This is a genomic window from Clostridium sp. (assembly GCF_036639235.1).
Taxonomy (GTDB): Bacteria; Bacillota; Clostridia; order Clostridiales; family Caloramatoraceae; genus Clostridium_AB.
This window is the reverse complement of record NZ_JAVWJB010000001.1, coordinates 102,819-105,892: the sequence shown is the minus strand read 5'-3', so window position 1 is coordinate 105,892 and position 3,074 is coordinate 102,819. Positions and strand designations below refer to the sequence as shown.

At 32.9% G+C, this 3,074-nt stretch carries 3 protein-coding genes; all 3 read right to left on the bottom strand.

Translation table 11 applies throughout. From position 1 onward, the window contains the following. Nucleotides 1–1,034 (bottom strand): double-cubane-cluster-containing anaerobic reductase (locus RR539_RS00540; RefSeq protein ID WP_332474047.1); only part of this gene is annotated, 1,034 nt, incomplete at its 3' end. A gap of 21 nt (nt 1,035–1,055) precedes the next feature. Then, nucleotides 1,056–1,811 carry an acyl-CoA dehydratase activase gene (locus tag RR539_RS00535; RefSeq protein WP_332474046.1) on the bottom strand — a complete coding sequence of 252 codons (756 nt, stop codon included), beginning with the start codon at nt 1,809–1,811 and terminating at the stop codon, nt 1,056–1,058. A gap of 474 nt (nt 1,812–2,285) precedes the next feature. Beyond that, nucleotides 2,286–3,074 (bottom strand): pyridoxal-phosphate dependent enzyme (locus tag RR539_RS00530; protein ID WP_332500158.1); only part of this gene is annotated, 789 nt, incomplete at its 5' end.

Sequence of the window (3,074 nt, the reverse complement as noted above, 5' to 3'; positions counted from 1 at the left end):
CTATAGCTTTCAACAGCATATGTATGACATGCCTGTAGAGTTATGTCTATAACTCCATCAACCTTATATTCCTTAATTAATTCATCTAGTAGTTCCATTCTACCTGTGTTTGGTGACATTATTGAACATGGAATGCTTAAGTATTTTTCTGCAAGTGCTTCGTAAACGTCTTCTTTGCTTTCATCTACATTTCTTTGCTTTTCCTTAATTCCACCACAGTTTTCAAATGATACAATTACTCCACCAACTTCTTCAACTGTTTTAATTACCTTTTCAGCAACTCCACCTGATGGACACCCTGTAACTAAAATTCTCTTAGCATCCTTTGAAACTGGGCTTTCACATGTTGCTGCAACTTCTTGTAGTGAGCAAAGCATGTCGCGTAGCTCTTTGTTCTTTGTCTGTGCACATTGTGCATAACTTACGCTATCAAGTATCTTATGCAGTTCGTATCCTGAAATTGGAGGTGGACACATTTTACTTAATTCATATATTTCACGAAGAAGATCTCTTTGCTCATTTTTAATTCTAATTGAGTTTCTTATAGCCTCTTCAGTTATTTTCACATTAAAATCTTTTTCTAGTTTTTCCTTTAATATTACTATTTCATTTTTCCACATTTCAAATGCTATAGGATCCTTTTGTCTATGAGGAAGCTGCATTACATGAACATTTTTAATATCTCCCATAAGCTCGTACATCTTCTTCTTTCCATCACATGTTGTCTCCCCAACAATCATATCTGAGAAGTATATAAACGGACACTTATCAGTAATTGCAAATCCATATGATGACTTTATAAGTGGGCAAAGATTCTTTGGAAGGTGTTTTTCTGCTTCCTGAGTTGTTTCATCACTTACTGAACATACTCCTATTGGAATAGCCCCTGCTGCATGTATAATCTCCCAAGGTGTATATGTACAGAATACTCCAACAATCTTATTTCCCTTATCCTTTGATTCCTTAACAGCTACAAATGCCTTTTGTCTCGCCTCTGTAAATGATTCAAAATCCTTTGGTAATTGGTTAATCATAAAAAATCCCCCTAAAAAATTTTATTTAGTTTTCCCTAGAAGTGCTGCTCCTATAGCCCCTGCAAATCTTCCACTTTCACAGGTTACAATTTCAGCCTCTAGCTTACTTTTAAGCATTTCAATAAAGTATTTATTCTCACAAAGTCCCCCTGTTAAGAAGTACTTGTCCACCTTATTATGTCTAAAACAAATGCTTTTAACCTTACTTGCAATAGAATCTAAAACACCAAATGCTATGTCTTCTTTTCTTGCACCTTGTCCTATAAGGCTTATAACCTCAGACTCTGCAAAAACAGTACACATAGAACTTATTGTTACGTTTTCACCATCCATTGCTATTTTTGAAAGTTCCATAATATCAAGTCCTAAGATATTCGCCATAACCTCTAAGAATCTTCCAGTACCAGCTGAACACTTATCATTCATTAGAAAATCCTGAACCTTAGAATTCTCTATAGTAATAACCTTAGTGTCCTGACCACCTATATCAAGAACAACTCCACTGTCACCAAATAAATATGAAGCACCAATACCATGGCAAGTAATTTCTGTCACCTTCTTGTCAGCAAATGGTACACTAATTCTTCCATATCCTGTTGATACATAATAGGTATTAGATTCGTTTATCCCAAGTGATTCTAACTCTTCCTTAACCTTATATGCAGCATCTTTACTGCTCCATCCTGTTGGTATTAATATTTTGTGAACTATTTCATTATCCTTCATAGCAACTGCTTTACATGAAGTTGATCCTATATCGATTCCTACTTTGTACATATTAACCTCCAGATAACCTACATAAATAAACTTATTCTTTTATATTTTCTCAATTATCAACAGGTTTTTCTACCATATATTCCTCAATATAGAAAATAACTATATAGAACCATTCTCAAATCAATTTCACTAATAGATACAGGGTATTTTTCTATTAATACATTTCATTTACCATTAATCACCATAATTATTACCAATATTTAATAAAATTATTAACAAAATACACCATCTTTTAACATTTCCTAAACATTTTTTTAATAAATAAATGATATTATATTATATATAGTTTTAAAACATTTCCCACAAGTATAAAACTATTCTTTATGCTAAATGTACCCCTTTAGCATATACACTTCAATTTAGCCTGAAGTTATCATATAGATAACGATCTTGCCAGTAGTGATTACTGGCATTTTTTTATTTCATTTATAGTATTTTAAAAACAAAAAAGAGGCATAATGCCTCTTTTATTTTTTAATAAATTTTATCTATGCTATATCCACTTTTATTAAGTTCAGCTATTATTTCATTTATGTGATCATGACCATTGGTTTCTACTGTTATCTCAAGTAAAACTTGCTTTAGTCTATCTATCGCCTTAAACTGATTATGCTCAAGCTTAATAACGTTAGCATTTTTATCGGATAATATTTGAGCTATTCTTAAAAGTTCACCTGGAGTATCCTTAAGCTTTACAGAGAAGCAGAATAGCCTTCCTTTAAATAATAATCCTCTATTAAGTAGTTCTGATATAGTTACAACATCTATATTTCCACCACTTATAACTGATACTACCTTCTTATTAGTTATTCCAAGCTTTTTTAAAGCTGCAAGTGAAAGTGCACCTGTTGCCTCAGTTACCATCTTATGTTTTTCCATTAGGGTATAAACCATTTCAGATAATTCAAAGTCATTAACAGTTATAATTCCATCAACATACTCCTTTATTACCTCATATGCCTTATCTCCTGGGCATTTTACTGCACTACCATCTGCTATTGTATCAACAGCATCTAGGGTAACAAGTCTTCCTTTATCAAGTGACTCTTTCATAGCCATAGCCCCTATAGCCTCTACCCCTATCACCTTAATATTGGGATTAATCCCCTTAGCTGCAACTGCAGCACCACTTATTAATCCTCCACCACCAATTGGTATTAAAAGTATATCAGCATCAGGAAGTTCTTCTAGTATTTCAAGTGCCACAGTTCCTTGACCTGCCATAATTTCTTTATCATTAAATGGATGTATAAACGTTAATCC